Source organism: Pseudomonas sp. 910_21, assembly GCF_052850735.1.
The window spans coordinates 202,480-220,452 of the sequence record NZ_VXCY01000001.1; the positions used below are offsets into that span (position 1 = coordinate 202,480).

The 17,973-nt window shown below is 62.4% G+C and carries 16 protein-coding genes; 2 read left to right on the forward strand and 14 right to left on the reverse strand.

All coding sequences use genetic code 11. The features are described from left to right. The first annotated feature begins 11 nt into the window (after window positions 1–11). Window positions 12–1,379, forward strand: coding sequence for an MFS transporter (locus FW796_RS00905; RefSeq protein ID WP_446438905.1), 1,368 nt, complete (start codon window positions 12–14; stop codon window positions 1,377–1,379). Next, a complete protein-coding gene (locus tag FW796_RS00910; RefSeq protein ID WP_404938655.1) occupies window positions 1,360–1,761 on the forward strand; it encodes a DUF4440 domain-containing protein in 402 nt (133 codons plus the stop codon). The genes FW796_RS00905 and FW796_RS00910 overlap by 20 nt, the downstream gene beginning before the upstream one ends. 51 nt (window positions 1,762–1,812) lie before the next feature. On the opposite strand, the gene argS is transcribed toward FW796_RS00910, so the two are convergent. The 14 genes from argS to FW796_RS00980 all read right to left on the reverse strand — a co-directional run bounded on the left by argS (window position 1,813) and on the right by FW796_RS00980 (window position 17,895). After that, the gene (argS, locus tag FW796_RS00915) at window positions 1,813–3,525 is read right to left on the reverse strand and encodes an arginine--tRNA ligase (protein WP_346634827.1); all 1,713 of its coding nucleotides are present in this window, start codon (window positions 3,523–3,525) and stop codon (window positions 1,813–1,815) included. A gap of 54 nt (window positions 3,526–3,579) precedes the next feature. Then, entirely contained in the window at window positions 3,580–4,782 is a 1,203-nt protein-coding gene (locus tag FW796_RS00920; RefSeq protein WP_404938651.1) for an MDR family MFS transporter, read from the reverse strand. 51 nt (window positions 4,783–4,833) lie between these two features. After that, window positions 4,834–6,147, reverse strand: coding sequence for a hypothetical protein (locus FW796_RS00925; RefSeq protein WP_404938649.1), 1,314 nt, complete (start codon window positions 6,145–6,147; stop codon window positions 4,834–4,836). A 50-nt stretch (window positions 6,148–6,197) separates the two neighbouring features. Then, the gene (locus FW796_RS00930) at window positions 6,198–6,965 is read right to left on the reverse strand and encodes an SDR family NAD(P)-dependent oxidoreductase (RefSeq protein ID WP_346634830.1); all 768 of its coding nucleotides are present in this window, start codon (window positions 6,963–6,965) and stop codon (window positions 6,198–6,200) included. 41 nt (window positions 6,966–7,006) lie between these two features. Continuing rightward, window positions 7,007–7,996 carry an ornithine cyclodeaminase family protein gene (locus FW796_RS00935; RefSeq protein ID WP_346634831.1) on the reverse strand — a complete coding sequence of 330 codons (990 nt, stop codon included), beginning with the start codon at window positions 7,994–7,996 and terminating at the stop codon, window positions 7,007–7,009. Next, window positions 7,993–8,520, reverse strand: a complete 528-nt coding sequence (locus tag FW796_RS00940) for a MaoC family dehydratase (RefSeq protein ID WP_123726416.1) — start codon at window positions 8,518–8,520, stop codon at window positions 7,993–7,995. Before FW796_RS00940 ends, FW796_RS00935 begins: the two co-directional genes overlap by 4 nt. Beyond that, window positions 8,517–9,380 carry an HpcH/HpaI aldolase/citrate lyase family protein gene (locus tag FW796_RS00945; protein ID WP_446438906.1) on the reverse strand — a complete coding sequence of 288 codons (864 nt, stop codon included), beginning with the start codon at window positions 9,378–9,380 and terminating at the stop codon, window positions 8,517–8,519. Before FW796_RS00945 ends, FW796_RS00940 begins: the two co-directional genes overlap by 4 nt. Window positions 9,381–9,410: 30 nt before the next feature. Beyond that, window positions 9,411–10,634, reverse strand: a complete 1,224-nt coding sequence (locus FW796_RS00950) for an 8-amino-7-oxononanoate synthase family protein (RefSeq protein ID WP_346634834.1) — start codon at window positions 10,632–10,634, stop codon at window positions 9,411–9,413. A gap of 34 nt (window positions 10,635–10,668) precedes the next feature. Continuing rightward, window positions 10,669–12,825 carry a carbamoyltransferase C-terminal domain-containing protein gene (locus FW796_RS00955; RefSeq protein ID WP_346634835.1) on the reverse strand — a complete coding sequence of 719 codons (2,157 nt, stop codon included), beginning with the start codon at window positions 12,823–12,825 and terminating at the stop codon, window positions 10,669–10,671. Window positions 12,826–12,866: 41 nt separating this feature from the next. Further along, window positions 12,867–13,724 carry an acetaldehyde dehydrogenase (acetylating) gene (locus tag FW796_RS00960; protein WP_446438907.1) on the reverse strand — a complete coding sequence of 286 codons (858 nt, stop codon included), beginning with the start codon at window positions 13,722–13,724 and terminating at the stop codon, window positions 12,867–12,869. Window positions 13,725–13,760: 36 nt separating this feature from the next. Then, on the reverse strand, window positions 13,761–14,762 hold the full coding sequence (gene dmpG, locus FW796_RS00965) for a 4-hydroxy-2-oxovalerate aldolase (protein WP_346634837.1): 1,002 nt from the start codon (window positions 14,760–14,762) through the stop codon (window positions 13,761–13,763). A gap of 662 nt (window positions 14,763–15,424) precedes the next feature. Next, on the reverse strand, window positions 15,425–16,759 hold the full coding sequence (locus FW796_RS00970; RefSeq protein WP_346634838.1) for an OprO/OprP family phosphate-selective porin: 1,335 nt from the start codon (window positions 16,757–16,759) through the stop codon (window positions 15,425–15,427). Between the two features lie 294 nt (window positions 16,760–17,053). Continuing rightward, window positions 17,054–17,287, reverse strand: coding sequence for an anti-sigma factor family protein (locus FW796_RS00975; protein ID WP_123726423.1), 234 nt, complete (start codon window positions 17,285–17,287; stop codon window positions 17,054–17,056). Then, a complete protein-coding gene (locus tag FW796_RS00980) occupies window positions 17,281–17,895 on the reverse strand; it encodes an RNA polymerase sigma factor (RefSeq protein ID WP_346634839.1) in 615 nt (204 codons plus the stop codon). The genes FW796_RS00975 and FW796_RS00980 overlap by 7 nt, the downstream gene beginning before the upstream one ends. Window positions 17,896–17,973: the final 78 nt, after the last annotated feature.

Sequence of the window (17,973 nt, forward strand, 5' to 3'; positions counted from 1 at the left end):
ACGGAGGCGGCATGACCTACAGATACAAAGTGGCGGTGGTATTTCTTCTCGGATTCTTTATCGACTGCGTGAACATCTTCATGTCAGCGGTGGCCCTGCCGAGCATCGCCGCGCACTGGCAGGTATCCAGCGCCAGCGTGGCCTGGGTCGCCAACGCCTACATGCTCGGCCTGACCCTGGTGATTCCCATCAGCACCTGGCTGGCAGGACGCTTCGGCAGCCGGGAGATCCTCAGCGCCTCAATGCTGCTGTTCAGTGGCGCGGCCCTGCTCTGCGGGCTGGCCGACGACTTCAGGTGGCTGGTGTTCTGGCGACTGGTGCAGGGCATGGCCGGCGGCCTGCTGATTCCCCTGGGGCAGGCCTTGACCTTCAACCTGTTCCAGGGCCCGCAACGGGCACGCATCTCGACCCTGATCATGGCCGTGGCATTGCTGGCCCCGGCACTCTCGCCGACCCTGGGCGGCGCGATCGTCGACCACAGTTCCTGGCGCTGGGTGTTCTTCGCCAGCCTGCCGTTGTCATTGCTGGCGGCGCTGCTGTCCTGGCGCTGGGTCCGCAGCGAACGCACGGCGCATCCGGCCCGCCCGGACCTGCGCGGCCTGCTGCTGGTGAGCGCCAGCCTGGGCAGCCTGCTGCTGGGCATGTCGCTGTACGGCAGCGGCTACCCGGCCTTTCAGGCCCTGCTCTGCCTGGCCGCCGGCCTGCTGTTCGCCGCGCTGTACCGCAGGCACTGCCAGGCTTGCCCACAGCCCATCGTCGATCTGCACTTGCTGAACAATCCCCGCCTCGGCCTGTCGGTGGGCATCTACCACGCGATTCCCGGGATCTTCACCGGCGTCAACCTGCTGAGCCTGTTCTTCCTGCAGGACAGCCTGCACCTGAGCGCGCAACACAGCGGCATGTTCATGTTGCTGTATGCCGCCGGCGCCCTGCTGGCAATGTTGGCCTGCGGGCGTTACTACCACCGCATAGGCGCCCCGCGGCTGTTCGCCATCGCCCTGGTGCTGCACAGCGCCGGCATCGTCACGCTGTGCTGGGTCAATGCGACGTCCGACCTGCCGCTGATCATGCTGGCCTACCTGCTGATGGGCCTTGGCGGCGGCGCCGGCGCCAATACCGCCCAGACCACCGCCCTGCTGGACTTCAGCGGCAGCGACACGCACAAGGCCAGTGTGATCTGGAACATCAACCGGCAGATGGCCTTCAGCCTTGGCGCGGCCTTGCTGCTGATGCTCTACAACCTCCTGCTCAGGTACCTGGACGCTCTCGCGGCCTATCACCTGAGCCTGCTGCTGGCCGCCCTGGCCGGCCTGCTTCCCTTGCCGGCCCTCGGCAGACTCAACCCACAAAAGGCCTCCCATGCCCAACTCGATCATTAAACAGGCGCAGTACAGCGTGCACTGGATTCATCAACTGATTCACAGTGTCTTCACCGATCAACGGGGGGATGGCGCAGCCTGCATCGAACAACTGCTGCCGTTGTTCGCCGAAGATTTCCAGATGGTGACCACCAGCGGCGCGATAGTCGGCCGGGAACAGGTGGAGCAGCTGTTTCGCGGCGCCCTGGGCACCCGCACGGGGCTGGAAATCATCATCAGCGATCTGCACTGCCTGTGGCACGAAGGCCACAGCGCGGCGATCCGCTACAAGGAAACCCATTGCCTGAACCAGAGCCAGACCTCGCGCCTGTCACTGGCGATCATCCGGGTCCGGGACGATTCGGTGCAGTGGCTGTACCTGCACGAAACCGCCTGTCCCTGAGCCCTTTGCCCGAGGCGAGGCACCCGCCCCGCCTTGGCCACGCTCAGGGCATCACATAGTGTCGACCACCTCGATCCCCAACAGCCCCAGGCCCTCCTTCAGGGTGCGGGCGGTCAACTCACAGAGTTTCAGCCGCGAACCATCGACGCGCTCGTCAGCAATCACCGGGCAGGACTCGTAGAAACGCGAAAACGCCGTGGCCAGCCCGTACAGGTAGGCACAAAGCACATGGGGCAGGCTTTCACGCAGCACTTGCAACATCACATCCTCGAAACGCAGCAGCTCGATGGCCAGGCTGTGCTCATGGGGCTCGATGATCTGCAGGCCTTGTTCCTTGACGCTCCCGGCCCGGGTCAGCACGCGGTTGGCCCGAGTGTAGGCGTATTGCAGGTAAGGCGCGGTATTGCCCTCGAAGGACAGCATCGCGTCCCAGTCGAACACATAGTCGGTGTTGCGATGACGGGACAGGTCGGCGTACTTCAGCGCGCCGATGCCCACCACCCGGGCCACGTGCTGACGGGCCTGGGGGTCCAGCCCATTGTTCTTCGCGGCGATCAGCACCTCGGCCCGCTCCACCGCCTCGGTCAGCAACGCGTCGAGCTTGACCGACTCGCCGGACTTGGTCTTCAACGGCTTGCCATCGGCGCCCTTGATCGTGCCATGGCTGACATGCTCGAAATCTGCCTGGGGCGGCAGGAAGCCGGCCTTGCGCGCCACCAGGAACAACTGCTGGAAATGCAGGGACTGGCGCACATCCACCACATACAGGCAGCGGTCGAGCTTGAGCTGACGAATGCGAAAACGGATCGCCGCCAGGTCCGTGGTGGCATAGAGAAAGCCACCGCCCTGCTTCTGCACGATAAAGGCCGCCTCCTGGCCCTCCTTGTTGGCGTACTCCGCCAGCATGACCACCCTGGCGCCCTGGCTTTCGGTCAGCAGGCCCTTGTCCTGCAGGGCCTGGACCAGGGGCTGCAGGTCATCGTTGTAGAAACTCTCGCCACGGATGTCCGACTGTTTGAGCAACAGGCCCAGGCGCTGGAAGATATCCAGGGAGTGGGACAGCGACACCTCGACGAAGGTGTGCCACATGCGCAGCACCTCGGCATCTCCCTGTTGCAGCCGGACCACATAATCCCGGGCACGGCGGGCAAAATCCTCCGATTCGTCGAAGCGCAGCTTGGCCTGTTGGTAGAAGCGGTTCAGGTCCCGCAGTTCGTAGTCCTGCCGACAGGTGTCGGTGGCCTCCTTCATATAAGCCAGGAGCATGCCGAACTGGGTGCCCCAGTCGCCGACATGACTCTGCAGGATCACGTCCTGGCCCATGAACAGATTGATCCGCGCCAGGGCGTCGCCAATGATGCTGCCGCGCAGGTGCCCGACGTGCATTTCCTTGGCCAGGTTGACCGAGGCGTACTCCACCATCACTCGCTTGGCCGGCTGCGGCTCGACTCCCAGGTTGCGGGTCAGCAGCGCATGCTCCAGGCGCTCGCGCAGGAAGTCCTTGTCGAGGGAAATATTGATGAAGCCCGGCCCGGCGATCTGCAGGTGCTCGGCGATGCCCCGCAGGTCCACCCGCTCCACCAGTTGCAGGGCCAGTTCGCGCGGCGCCAGGCCCAGCTTCTTGGCCGCGGCCATCACTCCACTCATCTGGAAATCGCCGAACTCGGGACGGCTGGCCAGCTGGATCACCGGCGGACTGTCAGTGGCGCCCAGGCCGTTGAGGGCGGCCGCGAAACGTTGGTCCAGAATGCGCATTACAGACATGTCGGATACACCTCATCCTTGAAGATTTCGAACCTCAGGCGGCAACCCTGCCCTTTACCTGACGGCGTAATTTTGTACCACCATGACCAGCCCGCACAACGCGGCCAGCCCTATGAACATCCATTGCCCCCCCACCAGATCGAGCATGCCGCCACCGTAGATCGGCGACAGGGCGATGCCCACCCGATAAAGGCTGGAGACCCCGAAATAGGTGCCGCGCAGGCTCTCCTGAGCCAGCCGGTCGACTTCGATGCTGAAGATCGGGAACACGATCAGCTCGCCCACGCTCAACAGCAGCGTGGCCAGCGCCAGCCCCCAGAACAGTGTCACCGGCGAGCCGGCGAACACCAGCTGCGAGGCTAGCATCAGGGCCATGCCCCAGAACAGCCGACAGCGAGTGGAATAGGCCTCCAACAAGCGCAACAGAGGAAACTGAGTAAAGACCACAATCAGCGAGTTGAGGGTGATCAGGATCACCAGCAGGGTCACTGGGTCCTGCACTTCGCTGCGCGCCAGGTACTGCGGCAGGGTCGAATCGAACGAGGCATAGACAAAGGCCGCCACGGTGTTGCACAGCATCAGCAGGGTAAATCGCCGATGCTTGAGCACCGCCCCGAAGGCCACCAGGAAGTTGGGGGTCGGAGCGCTGGTATGCCGCTGCGCCCGGGCCTCCTTGTCCCGCAGCAGACGCCACAGCAGCAGGCCGAAAATCGTGTACACCAGGGCGCAGGCGGCGAACACCAGAGAGCGCACGCTGGACAGCAGCAACATGCCGATCAACGGCCCGATGGAGCCACCGACGTTCACCAGGAAATAGTTGGCATACAGCGCCAGTTCCCGGGACTGCAGATCCTCCACGTAATCGCCGATCAGCACTTTGCAGGTCGACTCCAGCAGCGAACAGCCCACGCTCACTCCGGCCACGGCCACGCCGAACCAGAACACCGAGCCGGCCTTGATGAACAGCAGGAACGACAGCGCGCTCAACAAGGCGCCCGCCAGAATCAAGCGCCGTCGCCCGAAGCGGTCCGACAGCCAGCCGGTGTAGATACTGCTCAGCGCGCCGCCCACCATGGCCACCGCCAGCAGGGTGCCGATCAGCGTCGCGCTCAGGTGATAGTCCTGGTACAGGAAAATCGCCAGGAACGGCCAGATCATGAAGAACGCGCCGCGGGTCAACAGGGTGCCGAACAGCACCACATGGACCTCCCTGGGCAGGGTTGCGTAGCGCGTCCAACTGAAGGTTCTTTCAACCATGGGCCGGCCCACGTCTCCCGCCCGGGGGAGCCTGCCCCCCCAGACCCTGGTTCATTGCGCTAAGGGGCACGACTCATGCTCCTGTATCTTGAGTTCCGCCAGCAGCAACCGGTGCTCCTGGTCGGTGATCGGCAGCGCCCAGCCCGGCATACCGCCGGACAGTACATTGACCGCCCTGGAGCGACCGTTGCAGCGAAAATACAGACCCGACATCTGCTGATTGATGTAGTACAGGCCAAACACCACGAACTGCTCCACCGGCCGGTTCCAGAAGGCCTGGGGCAAGCCATAGGAGCGCTGGCGGATAGTGGCCTGGGCAATCCATTCACCGTGTCTTGGACCGATGCTGGCGCGGATCAGTTCGTCAGTGGCTTCCTCACCGAGGATCACCCCCTTGCCACCGGTGGAGTTGCACGGTTTGAACACCAGCTCTTGGCGCCGCTGCAGCAGGCCCTCAAGGTTTTGCGCACTGACCCGCACCGTCAGCGGTATCCGGCGATCGATGGCGGCGCGCTGCTCTTCGTCCAGCACCGCCCGCAGCGCCGGCTCATGAAACAGCGAAAACCATGACTTGCAGCCGCTCACGTAGTTTTCAAAGGTGTTGAGCAGCAAGGCACCCGAGCCGCAGATACGCCGCACCAGATCGCCGCCATCGACGATTTCCTCCTCCAGGAACAGGCGATAGACCAGGGTTCGCGCGCCCTCTTCGGCGCTCAGCCACTGCGCCTGGTACTGATGCTCCTTGATCAGCACCACCTCCAGGTCCGGACAGGCCTGACGCACATGGCGCAACAACGGCTGGTAGGCCGAGGCGCCTCCCCAATGGTCATAGGCTTCAAGATCCAGGAGCACCACCCGGCTGCGCCGCTGCTCCTTGCACAAGCGCTGGATCAACCGCGCCAGATCGACATAAGGCGATTGCCCGTGTTCGAACCCACTGAGCTGCACCCCTCGCGACTCCAGAAAGCGCGAGCAGAATTCGTGCAGCTGCGGGCCTTCGATGGCCGGGCCGATGTTCAGCTCGCACAGCTGGTACTGGCCGTCCTGGCTCAGCAGCACGTCCGCCCGGCCGATCAACCGTCCGCCCTTTTCCAGCAGCGACCAATCCACCAGGTCACGGACCTGGACCGGCACATTGAACAGTTCGAGGATGTCCTCGCGACTGTGCAGGGTCAGCAAATGGGCGAGTATCCGCGACTGCGCCGCCAGAATCAGACGCAAGTCAGCGGCCACCGCCTTGAAGGCCGCAGCGGGAAACAGCGCCAGGGGAAAGGGGGTCGCCTTGAACCCCTGAGGCTTGATCAACTGCGGATTGCGCTGGCCAAACACATCGAACAACGGGCGATTGAGCTCTTCAAAATTCATGGATCGCGCTTCCTGATGGGAATGAGGGACAAGCCCTCGGTGGGGGTGAATCAGAGGGTCGCTTCGCCGCCATCGATCACGATGTCGGCGCCGGTCACCCAGGCGGCTTCGTCACTGGCCAGAAACACCGCCGCGCCGGCGTGATCCTGGGGAGTGCCGGCCCGGCCCATGGGAATGTCCTTGCCCCGTTCGCGCCACAACTGCGGATCGTTCTGCCACTGGTTGCGGTTGCCCTGGGTGGCGGTCAGCCCGGGCGACAGGGTATTGACCCGAATGCCCTGGGCGGCGAACTCATAGGCCAGGCTCTTGGACAGCATCGACAGGCCTGCCTTGGACGACTGGTAGTGAGCCATCTGGCTGATGGCCTTGAAGGCGCTGATGGAAGACACGTTGATCACGCTGCCGGCGATCCGCCGTTCGAGCATATGGGCGATCACCGCCTGGGTCAGAAAGAACGGAAACCGCAGGTTGGCATTCATCACCTTGTGGTAGTCCTCGACACTGGTTTCGAGAAATCCCGTGCGCGTGGTGATGCCGACATTGTTGACCAGCACATGCAGCTCATCGAACACAGCGAGGACCTGCCCGGCCAGTTGCGACGCGGCACTGGCCTCCCCCGCATCCACCTGGAAGGCCTGGCACTTCACTCCCAACTCCTGCAGTTGACCCAGCACCTGGGCCGCGGCGGCTTCATCGCGCTGATAGGTGAACGCCACATTGGCCCCTTCTCGCGCCATGGCCAGGGCGATGGCTTGGCCAATGCCATGACTGGCGCCGGTAATCAGCACGTTCTTGCCGGACAATCGTTGTTCTGCCATGTATTCATCCTTGTCGTGCCTGGGCTCCAGGCACTTTGGTTTCAGAGGCTGATGCGTGTGCCCAGCCCCTTGGTCCGTGCCGCGCGCAGCAAGGCTGCCGCCACCGCCACATCCTGGATCGCCGTGCCCACTGACTTGAACAGGCTGCTGCCGATGCGCCGAGGGCCGGCGGCCCCGCCCAGCAGGCTGGCGATTTCCTGCACATCGCCAGGCATCAGCACCCCCAGGCGCAGGCTTTGAATCAGCTCGCCGGCCTCACGCAGGGCAGCATCGCGCTCCTCGACATACACCGCTGCCTGTCCCAGCAACAGCGGATCGATCTCGCAGGCAATTTCATCGACCCCGCCGATGGCATTGATATGGGTCCCGGGGCGCACATCCGCGGCCCGCACCAAAGGCTCTGCGCTGGCCGTGGAGGTGGCGGTGCAGATCACGTCCGCCGTGCGCACCGCCTGGGCCACGCTGTCGGTCACCATGACCTGCGTGCACAGCCCGCGATCGCTGACCCAGGCCGCCAGGGCCCGGGCCTTGTCGAGGGACCTGGAATGCAGCAACAGCTGTTCGATGGGCCGCACCGCACAGACCGCCTCGATCTGGCTGCGGGCCTGGACCCCGGCGCCGATCACCGCCAGTACCCGGGATTCAGGCCGCGCCAGCAGGTCGGTGGCCAGCCCGGCCATGGCCCCGGTACGCAGGGCCGTCAGCTGGGCGCCTTCCATCAGCGCGAGGATTTCCCCGGTCTGGCTGCTGAGCAGGATCACCAGGGCATGGATCAGCGGCCGGCCGCTACCAGGGTTGTCCGGGGTGATGGTCGAGACCTTGACCGCCACGGCCTGGGCCAGTGGCAGGGCTGCCGGCATCACCAGCACTTGGTTGCTGTCGGCACTGGCGCCCAGGGTCATGATGGTTCGCGCCGGCACTTGCACGCCATCCGCCATGGCCGGTGCCAGGGCCTGGCGCAGGGCCTCGATGGCCTCGTGCATGGACAGTGCCCGGGCCATGGCCTGGCGATCGAGACTGAGAAAATTCATGGGGCCTCCTGTTCCACCGCAGGCAGCGCCAGAGGCTCGCGCCGGGGCACCAGGAATGACCGCTGGTAACTGAGCACCACGCTGCCATCGGCCTTGAAGCCCTGGGTCTCGATGGTGGCGATCCCCTGCCCCGGCCGTGAACGGCTGGGACGGATGGCCAGGACCTTCGACTTGGCGTAGAGGGTGTCGCCGATGAACACCGGGGCCGACAGCCGCACCTGATCCCAGCCCAGATTGGCCAGGGTGCGAAAGCTCATGGTCTGCACCGACATGCCATTGATGATGGCGAAGGTCACCACGCTGTTGACCAGGACCTTGCCGAACTCCGTGTCCTTGGCGTACTCCTGATCGAAGTGCAGCGGGTGATGGTTCATCGACAGCAGGGTCAGCCAGGTGTTGTCGGTTTCCAGCACGGTGCGCCCGGGCCAGTGACGAATCACGTCGCCGGGCTTGAAGTCCTCGAAGAACATCCCCGGCGACTCCAGGTACTCACCGTTGTCCAGCCGTTGCAGGGTCGAGATCATGGATGTGGCTCCTGGGTGAAATTGTTCAGCAGCTTGCGGGCCTTCTTGATGAATGGAGGACCGATCATGTCGCCATCCAGGGTGAAGATTTCGCCCTGGCTGTGCTCCGCCCGACGCAGGATCTCCCGGGCCCGTTCCAGCTCGCCGGGGCTGGGGCTGAACACCTCCATGACCGTGGCCAGCTGGCGTGGATGGACGATGGCCTTGCCATGGAATCCCAAGGCCTTGACCGCACGGCTTTCCTGCAGCAACAGCTGCGGGTCGTCCAGGTGATAGCAGGCGGTGTCGATGGCGGCGATGTCGTAGCGCGCCGCCGCGTTGGCGATGCGCTGACGGGCGTAGAGCATGTTTTCCCAGCCGATTTCCACCCCCAGCTCGGCCGCAAAGTCCGCCGAGCCGAACACCAGCCCCGAGCACTGGCTGGCAATCCTGTCGATGGCGTCGATGGCCTCCAGGGTCTCCACGGTGACGTACAGCTGCACCGGGTGCTCCAGGCCGCTGAGCTGGGCACGAACGATCTCCAGTTCGCAGGCATCGCGGACCATGGTCAGCATCACGATGTCCGGCGCCACGCCATGGCGGATGAAGGCCTCAAGGTCCAGCAGGCCTTGGGGCGAGCGCAGTTCGTTGATCCGCACCGCCACCCGGGAAGCAGACGCCGGGGCCTTGAGCAGTTGCAGGCAATGCTCCCGGGCCTGGGCTTTCCTGGCCGGGGGCACCGAATCTTCCAGGTCGATCAGGCAGACATCGGCCCCCGCCTCCCGAGCACCCTGCAGCCGCTCGAGGTTGAAGGCCGGGGTGTAAAGGATTGAACGGGGCAACCGGGGAATGGGGGCAACCGAATAACCACGGGTTTGCATAACCGGACACTCGCAGCAATGGATGGGGGTTCAGGACTCGATGCAATCACGCAGCAGGCCGCACATGGACAGCACCTGCTCCTCACTGATGGTGGAGCGCAACATGACCCGCAGCCCGGCGTTGTCCTTGGCCACGATGGGGAAGAACACCGGCGACACATAGAAGCCGTTTTCGAACAGCAATCGGCCGCTACGGATCACCTTGTCGTTGGGCAACTGCACCAGGCGGATCGGAAAGGCATTGCCGGCCTGCTCGGTGCGGATGAACTCGTCGAACAGCTGGATGTTGCGCGACAGGGCGTTCTGCCGCAGCGCCAGCTCGGGGCCGCGATGCAGCTCGGCAGACGCCAGGGAAGCGCCGATGGCCGCGGTGTTCATCGGCTGCGACCAGGCCATCGGCCCGCCGAAACGGGTCAGGATGTCCTCCACCTGCTTGCCCTTGGGACCGAACATGATGGCCGCGCCACTGGTGCCGAACGCCTTGTTCAGGGTGGCGACAATGATGGTGTTCTCATTGACCTGATCGATGTGTGAACGGACATAGCCCTCGCCGTGCCGACCGACGATGGACAGCGAGTGAGAGTCGTCGAGGTAGAGGAACAGGCCGTACTTTTCCTGCAGGGTCAGCAGGTCCCCAAGGGCTGCGTGGCCGCCCATGCTGTAGGTGCCGTCGGCGACGTAGGCGACCTTGCGGTATTTGCGGCACAGGTCTTCCAGGGCATTCATGTCGTTGTGGCCGATGGTGAACACTTCGGTCTCGTCGCCGCACACCGGCTTGTACAGGCTCATGGAAAAGTGCGCGAACTTGTCAAAAGCCATCACCGGGCGCACGCCCTGGGTCAGGTGCCCGGACGCCAGCAATGGGAGAATGCCCGCCGTGGCCGCGCCTGCGGAAATGGCGGTGATGACCTTGGCCTCGAACAGCTGCGAGAGCGACGCCTCCAGCTCCAGCAGCGCCGGAATCTGGATGCGGATCCGGGAAATGCAGTGGTCCAGCACACCGTAGCGATGCAAGGCGTCAATCGCACCCTGGACAATGCTCGGATGGGAATCCAGGTCCAGATAGGAACAGCAACTGACGTTGATGAATCGATGGCCATCGGCCGTTTCCAGGCTGCCGTCCCCCACCAGATTGGCGACGATGCCCGCCAGGCCGTTGCGTTCGGATTCGTCCCAGAACTGGTTGCCGTAATCGAAAGCCTTGAGGTTGTTACGGTACTTGTTGGTGGCCTGAGGTTGAGTGTTGTCGGTCATGATGCTCTCCGGAATTCGAGTAAGTAGGGGCCTGTCAGGTAGGCATGACGTCGAGGGCCTGGGCTTCGAACACCGCCAGCCGCCGCTTGAAATCGCTGTCGGTTTTCCACACTGCGAAGATGTCGCCACTGGCGCCGACCATGATCAGTGCGTCCATGCCCTTGGCCCGTTTGAGGGTCTGCAGGGCATGAGCCGGGGTCTGGGCGATCGGGCTGCCGACGTTCAGCGAAGTGTTCACCGAGGCCTCAACTCCGCACTGTTTCCCCATCTGCTTGAGGTAGGCGTGGATCAGCGGGTTGAGGGACTGGCGCACGATCTGCAGGCGACTGGTGCCGTCCACATGGACCACCGCCGGAACCCGGCTGCGGGCCTCGGGGCGCGCCCGGGCGGTGAGCACCATGTAGTTGTAGGCCGAGTAATCGTCGGTCTTGGCCCCTTCATCGAGCTCGAACAGCCGGTGGGCTTCTTCCAGGGTGACCATGGGCGCCAACGGCCGGATCTTCTCCCGGAACTTCACTTTCGAGTTGAGCAGTTCCAGGGTGTTGGGATTGCACGGGTTGGCCAGGATGCTGCGATTGCCCAAGGCCCGCGGACCGGTTTCCGCCGGCCCCTGGAACACCCCGATCACCGCGTTATTGCACACCAGGCTGGCCATGAAGCGCGCCACCTCGGCCAGGGAATCCGCCTGGTTCAGGGAGCCGATCTTGCGGGCCTCGACCCCCTGCTCCTCGACCACCGCGCGCTGGATCTGCGCAGTGGACGGTGCCAGGCCACACAGGTACGGGCTGGCGAAATCGTTGCGCGCCGCGGCGCCATTGCGCATGGCGAACTGTAGCGCCGCGCCCAGGGCCACACCGCAGTCGCTGGGGATCGGTGGCACCCAGATCTTCAGGCACTGGTCCTGACCCAGGTAGCGCTTGAAGTAGTCCCGATCGAAGTGCTGGACCAGGTGCATGTTGGCAATGCAATTGAGCGCCGTGCCGCCGGTGAGCACCAGCTTGTGGGCGCCGGTCTTGCGGATCAGGTGGTCGACGATATGGAACAGCGCGTCCTCGAACACCAGTTGCAGGGCCTGGGCCTTGTCGACCCGATCCTGGGTGATGTCCGAATGCTCGATGTCATCGACGCTGAGCACGCTGTCCGGGTTCCACATGTCCCCCGGAGCGATGGGCGCGCCGAGGATGTCGATCAACGGCTGGCCATAGGGTTCGGTGTGGCTCTTGATGTGCCAGTTAACCATGGTCCGGTTGACGTGGATGTTGCCTTCCTCGGCGAAATACAGGATCTGCCGCAGGCGCTTGTAATAGGGATTGGTCAGGCGGCTGGCATTACCCCAGGCGGCGGCCCCCATGTAGCGCCCTTCGGAGCTGAGGAAACTCCAGCCGCCCTGGGTCGAGCTGATATAGCCATACAGGTAGCCCAGGGAGTCGATGGTGCTCTGGTTCTGCCGGTGACAGATGACCTGGCCGTCGCGGACTTCGTACAGCGAAATGGCGCCGTTGTCGCCGGTGCCGTCGAGCACCGTGAGAATCACCGGCTCAGGCTCCCGGGCGAACGGCGACAAGGCGTAGGCCAGGTAGGCGTGGTTGTTGTGGTGATGCATGCCGATCAGCGGCTGGGTGGTTTCCAGGCCCAGGCTCTGGGAGATCCGCTTGGGCGCTCCCAGGCCCTTGACCAAGTGGCTGAGGTTGAAGTTCGGGTCGTGCCGCGGGTTGAGCAGGGTCAGGCTGCTGGGGGCATGCTCGAAGATGATTTTCAGGTCAAAGCCCAGGGCGCGGATGTAGTCCCAACTGCCAAGAATGCAGAAGATGTCCTGCGCGCTGATCTTGCGGTTGGCCATGATCAGGCGGATCTCCGCCAGGCTGTGTTCGGGAAACTTGTTGGAGTGCTTTTCCGCGCTGAAGCGCTCCTCCTCGTTGTTGGCGATGATGTTGATGCCATCCTTGGCACTGACCTTGATCAGGGCCACGCCGGTGTTGTGCCCAAAGGGGCCGACCCCCAGCAGGTACAGGCTCTCGCCCTGGGCCAGACGCCGGGCGAACTCCGCTCCGCGCTCCTGGGCGAAGGCGCTTTCACCGCTGTAGAAATGCTGACGTCGGCCCAACTTCTCGTAGACGAAGTCGGTCACGCGCTTGACCCACTCGGGCAGTCGCTTGAGCTTCGGCCCGTAGGTTCCATATACCGTGGTCATGTCGACACTCTCCTGAGATAAACCTCGAACCCGTCCTGGGTTCAGTTCCGGTAACGATCTTCGGCGGCCCGGACTGCCGCACTGGTGATGATGTCCAGATTGCCCGCATAGGCCGGCAAGTAATCCCCTGCCCCCCTGGCCCGGACCATGGTCACCACTTTGCCGTCGATCAGGCTGGGCTCCATGATCAGCGAGTAGCCGGGCATGTACTGGCGCACCTGATCGAGCATCACGCGGGCACTGTGCCGCAGCTCGGACATGTCCGGCTTGTCTATCAGGGCGAAGATCGTGGTCTGCATGTCCACCGGCGGATCGGCCGGGTTGATGTTGAGGATCGACTTGACGCTCGGGGCGCCGGAAAAATGCTTGAGGGCCTTCTCCGTGGTGCACAGGTACTCGTTCACATTCAGCCGGGTTGCGGCGCCGGCACTGCGGGCGGAAATCGACGACACCGCCTCCACGTAGTTCAGGTGCTGCCCGGTGCGCCGCAGCGCGTGCACGATCGGCAGGGAGGCCTGGCCACCGCAGGTGACCATGTTGAGGTTCTCCACATCCCGCAGTGTGTTCGAATTGATCGTCGGCACACACCAGACGCCGGTATCCGCCGGGGTCAGGTTGATCAGCAACTTGCCTTGCCCCTCCAACACTTGGGCATGTTGCAGATGGGCCTGGGCACTGCTGGCATCGAACACCACATCAACTTCATCCAGATGTTCAACTAACTTATCAATACCACGATGATCGCAACGCACTCCCAGTTTCGCCGCATACTCCAGCCCCGCCGAGTGTTCATTGCGCCCTATAAAATAATCACATTGCAAATAAGGGCTGCGCATGACCTTCAATAAAAGATCACAACCAATATTACCGCTGCCTAATATCGCGACTCTAAGTACCATAAAGCGCTCTCCTTGCTTATGGGAAGTCAGTTGAATTCACAGCGCCTTGGCCAGATTCATCGCAACTTCAATAATCAGGTCTTCCTGACCTGCCACTACTCTTCTTTTCCCCAGCACGCGATATATATCCACCGCTTCGACACCATGTTGTTGTGCCGCCTTCAACACCGGTTTTTCAAAACCCGAGAACACCCCGTACAAACCGCTGACAATGTTCATGGCGCTGATATGGGGCTGAGCGTTCTTGATCCGGTCGGTGGTCTGCTCCGAGGCAGCGATCATGGCAAAGGCCCGGGCCTCGTCCAGCAGACCGAGCTTCATCAGCGCCGCGCCCAATACTTCCAGGGGGGTATTGCCGGCACCGGCGCCGAGGCCATTGATGGTGCCGTCGAGCAACCGCGCACCGGCCCTGGCAGCGCTCAGGCTGTTGGCCACCGCCAGCCCCAGGTTGTTATGCCCGTGAAAACCGATGGGCACCGACAACTCCTGGGCCAGCAGCGAGACCTTTTCAAAGGCGTCCTGCTCCATGTAGGCCCCGGCGGAATCCATCAGCACAATGGCGTCGGCACCATAGCCGACCTGCAGTCGAGCCTGTTCCAGCAGGGTCCGGGCACTGGCCATGTGGGTCATCATCAGCACGCCCTGGGCCTCGGCGCCCCGTGACTTGACGAATTCGATGTAGCGCGCGGTGGTATCGGCTTCGGTGCAATGACAGGCGATGCGCAGCACATCCACACCCTGCTCGATGGCCATGTGCAGATGATCGAGCTTGGCGAACCCGGGAATCGCATGAATCCCCAGGCGGGTCTGCTGCAAGGCTTCCCGGGCGGTGCTCAACATCGCCTCATCACTGTGGGGAGCCAGCCCCAACTGCAGGGAGGAAGCCCCCAGGCCGTTGCCATGGCCGACCTCCACGCAATAGAGCCCGCAGGCATCCACGGCGCGGCAATAGGCACTGATGTCCTCCAGACCAAGGCGGTGCCCGAGCGCGTGATTACCGTCCCGCAGTGTCGGGTCGTAAAGTTCAACTTTCGTCATGTCAGCAATCCCTTGCGACCCCCGGTACAGGGGTACTTAATTACTCTGCCCTGCCCTTCACTTCCTTGAAGGGTTTATCGGGCCCGGGCATGAGCAAACAAATCAGCCCCGGCCACCAGCGTATTAACAATCCAGTTAAAACTCTAACTTCCCTGACAACAAGCAGCCTGACCAGTTCTACAAAACTCCGTGTAGAACACTATCTGCCCGACAACTTTTTCAACATTTTACCTGCGATCTTTTTTGATACTTCCATAGCCTTTCAGAGGCTGTCAACCGCACTAGTTTCGCTCTAAGAAACCGTAATATTTTTTAAGAAAGAAAATCACTCAAGAAAAAAAACCGTCTCGACGCCCTCGCTTTATCCACCATTCCCCCGCATCGACTGGCCCATGAGCACCTTTGCCAACAGCTGCGGCGAGGGCAATTTACGGCGAATTTCAACAGCGAAAAAAATCTCGACGGGAACTATCCAGACATTATTTGTTTTTTAAATTTGACGCCTGCCAAGGGGGTAACTAGCGTCCTTCGGTCGCTGTCAACTTCACTGCAAAAACAGCGTATTGCCGTGCTCAGGCATAAAAAAACCCCGCCGTAGCGGGGTCAAAACGAGAGGAGCTATAACGGATGAGAAAGAGCTCTACCTGGATGTTGCAACAGCCTTAGAACACGTACTGCACTCGAGCCACCAGGGCATCACCGCTGTCATCGCCAACGTTGTTGGTGATCTTGTCGGTGCTGACCTTGATGTAGTTGGCGGAAATCTTGATCGCCTCGTTGGCGTACCAGTTGACCCCGATGGTGTTCATGTTGGCCTTGGCATCACCGACTTCACGGGTAGCGGTGGCGGCGACGATGTTCTTGTCATCGACCTTGATGTTGTCGTAGCGGTAGAACACTTCCCAGGCACCGTACTGCTTGTTCTCGGGCTTGATGGTGTCGAACTTGGCGCCGTCGAGTTTGTAGACCCGGGATTCGCCGGTCAGGGTGTAGGCCAGTTGGCCGTAGAAACCGCTGGCCTTGACGTCCTTGTAAGCGTTGCTGTCGGCTTTGAGCTTGCGAGTCAGGTATTCCGCCTGGGCCGAGAACGGGCCGCTGGCGAAGGCGAACTCACCGCCGAACACTCGGTCATTGTCATAAGCACCTGCTGCCGTCAGGTTCGAGGCGTTCAGGCCGGCGCCGCCGCCAAAGGTGGCACGGTTGCCGTTGGTGCCGGCATCGTTGCCGCCGTTGGTGGCGATGCCACGCACGCCCAGGCGAGGACGAATCCGCGAGTCGAAGGCAGTGTCACTGAGGTCGCGGCTGGCGAAGTCCAGGCCGAAGTGCAGGACGTTGCCGGTTTCATGCAGCGGGGCAAACACGGCACGGGCGTTGAACTGCTTGACGCTGTCGCCATCGCTGTCGTTGATGTCCTTGGCCGAGACGCTGCCGGACAGGTAAGCCATGTCGGCCACCACCGAGCTGACCTGCAGCCCCATGCCGTTCTCGTGGGAGTTGATCCAGTCGGCCAGCTCGTAAGCGGCGTTACGCTCCATGGAGGTGACCCACTTGGAGCTGGTGGCCTTCTCCAGACCGAAGTCGGCGTCGAAACGACCGGCACGAATGGTCACCGGCTTGAAGCCCACATAGGAGATGGACGCCTCGTCGAAGTAACCGTCATCGGCGGTGCCCGAGTTGTGGGAGAAGTCGTAGTTGATCTGGTATTTCCAATCCTTGTAGGCGGTGCCGCCCAATTCCAGATAGGCGCGGCGGAAGTAGGCGCCGTCGCCGGTGTCACCATTCTTGGTGTAGAACCCGTCGAAACGGCCATAGTCGGCTTGCAGACGACCGCCCAGCTTGAAGCTGAATGCGGAGTCGGTGGTAGCAACCTCAAGGCCGCCCTTGGTTTTGACTACGATATCGGCGCCGTCGGTGGTGACGGTGCCAGCGAAAGCCTGGGCGGTTACTGCCAGGGCCAGGGCGCTGGCGGCAAAACCGGCGAAGTGCTTACGGATCATCGAAGAGTTCCCCTAATTGGTGGTCTGTAGCGTTGGAAAACACGCGGGGTTGGCCCGCTGGTGTTGGGTGGGAATCTTGGCGATGGGTTATTTCAGCCGGGTTGCTGATAGATAAAGATTTAATTACAGGGGAACTTTTTTACTTCGAAATGAAATAAGACGAGAAGCCCGTGCTAGAGCGCTTTTGTGAGGATTTGCGGGGGGATGGGGGGACATTGCAGCACTGTCACCTTCGATCGGATGACAGATTGATGGCAGATGCGGATGCACAGCGGCATCCGCATGGGGGGAAGGTCAGAGGTCGCGCTTGTTCTCGGCAGCCAGGCGTTCGGCCAGTTCGTCCAGGCCTTCCAGAGGCGGCTCGGGAAGCACCCGCAACGTGGCCTGGAGCAGGCGCATCTGACGAATGAAACGCCGGCAATTGGGGCAGAACAGCAGATGATGGCGAACCATCAGGCGCTCGCGAAAACTCAGCTGGCCATCCAGGTAGTCGCTGGAACGTGCCACTTGTTCCTTACAGGTCAGCATTGGCCGGTTTCCTCAAAATGCTCCACGGTGGCGAAGACTTTCAAGCGCGCCCGGTGCAACAGCACCCGGACATTGGAGAGCGTAAGCCCGAGAAGATTACAGATCTCTTCCAGCTCCAGGCCCTGGCGCTCGCGCAGCAGCAGGACACTGCTTTGCAGTTCCGACAGGCTGAGCAGCGTGTGCTCCAGGCACTCGCGCAACTCGGATTCGGTCAGCAGGGCTTCGGGGGTGTCTTCGTGCCAGGCAAAAGGCGCCACCAGCCAGTGACCGTCGGAAGAGGAGAAGCGCTCGTCGCCCACGGTGCCGTGAGGGGCAGGCAAGTCATCCATCAGCACTTCCCGACGATTCTGTTTGTAACGGCCCTTGGCGGCGTTGGCGGTGATGGTCAGCAGCCAGGTCTTGAGGCTGGAACGCCCCTGGAACCCTGACAAGTTGCGCACCACCGACAGCCAGGCGTCCTGCACCACTTCATCGGCGTGGCGGTTGCCGACAATGGCATATGCCACGGCGCGCATGGCGCTCTGGTAAGTGCTCACCAGTTCCTTGTAAGCCTTTTGTTCGCCCGCCAAAAGGCGTTCTAGCAGTTGCGTGTCATCAGCAGCGGCCATTCATGCCTCGTTCATCATGCGGGTTTGAATGGGGTGTGACGCGCCAACCAGGCCTCGCGCCACACCTCGACTCAGCCT

Bases quoted from the DNA above. Each gene is read 5' to 3' on its own strand.
- FW796_RS00905 (WP_446438905.1), top strand. From the start codon at position 12: ATGACCTACAGATACAAAGTGGCGGTGGTATTTCTTCTCGGATTCTTT.
- FW796_RS00910 (WP_404938655.1), top strand. From the start codon at position 1,360: ATGCCCAACTCGATCATTAAACAGGCGCAGTACAGCGTGCACTGGATT.
- argS (WP_346634827.1), bottom strand. From the start codon at position 3,525: ATGTCTGTAATGCGCATTCTGGACCAACGTTTCGCGGCCGCCCTCAAC.
- FW796_RS00920 (WP_404938651.1), bottom strand. From the start codon at position 4,782: ATGGTTGAAAGAACCTTCAGTTGGACGCGCTACGCAACCCTGCCCAGG.
- FW796_RS00925 (WP_404938649.1), bottom strand. From the start codon at position 6,147: ATGAATTTTGAAGAGCTCAATCGCCCGTTGTTCGATGTGTTTGGCCAG.
- FW796_RS00930 (WP_346634830.1), bottom strand. From the start codon at position 6,965: ATGGCAGAACAACGATTGTCCGGCAAGAACGTGCTGATTACCGGCGCC.
- FW796_RS00935 (WP_346634831.1), bottom strand. From the start codon at position 7,996: ATGAATTTTCTCAGTCTCGATCGCCAGGCCATGGCCCGGGCACTGTCC.
- FW796_RS00940 (WP_123726416.1), bottom strand. From the start codon at position 8,520: ATGATCTCGACCCTGCAACGGCTGGACAACGGTGAGTACCTGGAGTCG.
- FW796_RS00945 (WP_446438906.1), bottom strand. From the start codon at position 9,380: ATGCAAACCCGTGGTTATTCGGTTGCCCCCATTCCCCGGTTGCCCCGT.
- FW796_RS00950 (WP_346634834.1), bottom strand. From the start codon at position 10,634: ATGACCGACAACACTCAACCTCAGGCCACCAACAAGTACCGTAACAAC.
- FW796_RS00955 (WP_346634835.1), bottom strand. From the start codon at position 12,825: ATGACCACGGTATATGGAACCTACGGGCCGAAGCTCAAGCGACTGCCC.
- FW796_RS00960 (WP_446438907.1), bottom strand. From the start codon at position 13,724: ATGGTACTTAGAGTCGCGATATTAGGCAGCGGTAATATTGGTTGTGAT.
- dmpG (WP_346634837.1), bottom strand. From the start codon at position 14,762: ATGACGAAAGTTGAACTTTACGACCCGACACTGCGGGACGGTAATCAC.
- FW796_RS00970 (WP_346634838.1), bottom strand. From the start codon at position 16,759: ATGATCCGTAAGCACTTCGCCGGTTTTGCCGCCAGCGCCCTGGCCCTG.
- FW796_RS00975 (WP_123726423.1), bottom strand. From the start codon at position 17,287: ATGCTGACCTGTAAGGAACAAGTGGCACGTTCCAGCGACTACCTGGAT.
- FW796_RS00980 (WP_346634839.1), bottom strand. From the start codon at position 17,895: ATGGCCGCTGCTGATGACACGCAACTGCTAGAACGCCTTTTGGCGGGC.